Origin of the sequence: Mesorhizobium sp. Cs1299R1N3, assembly GCF_037179625.1 — a bacterium.
Taxonomy (GTDB): domain Bacteria; phylum Pseudomonadota; class Alphaproteobacteria; order Rhizobiales; family Rhizobiaceae; genus Mesorhizobium; species Mesorhizobium salmacidum.
The window spans coordinates 1-509 of sequence record NZ_JAPYKQ010000059.1 but is presented as its reverse complement, the minus strand read 5'-3'; the positions used below and the strand labels follow the sequence as shown (position 1 = coordinate 509).

General features: G+C 68.0%; 1 protein-coding gene. It reads left to right on the top strand.

The genetic code is table 11. The features are described 5' to 3' along the window. A partial coding sequence (locus tag O7B34_RS31945) for an MFS transporter (protein WP_337149726.1) occupies positions 1–509 on the top strand: 509 nt, incomplete at both ends.

Genomic DNA, 509 nt, shown 5'->3' with positions numbered 1-509 from the left:
TGCGCCATCGCGCCCAATTACTGGCTGCTGATGGCCGCGCGCGTCTTCACCGCTTTCGGCCATGGCGCCTTCTTCGGCATCGGCTCGGTCGTCGCCGCCAGCCTGGTGCCGCGCAACAAGCGCGCCAGCGCCATCGCGCTGATGTTCGCCGGGCTGACGCTAGCCAATATCCTCGGCGTTCCCGCTGGAACGGCGCTTGGCGAAGCCTTTGGCTGGCGGGCCACCTTCCTGGCCGTGGTCGGCATCGGCCTGGTCTCGGTCGCGGCCATCGCCTGGCTGGTGCCGTCCGACGTCACGGAACCGAGCGGCGGCGGCCTACGCACCGAAGTCCGCATTCTCGGCAAGCTGCAGGTCTGGCTGGCGATGCTGATCGCGGCGCTGACCTCTGCCAGCCTGTTCGCCGTCTTCACCTACATCAAACCCTACCTCACCGACGTGTCGGGCCTGTCGACCGCGGCGGTCACCTGGGTGCTTCTGCTGTTCGGCGCCGGCATGACCATCGGCAACAT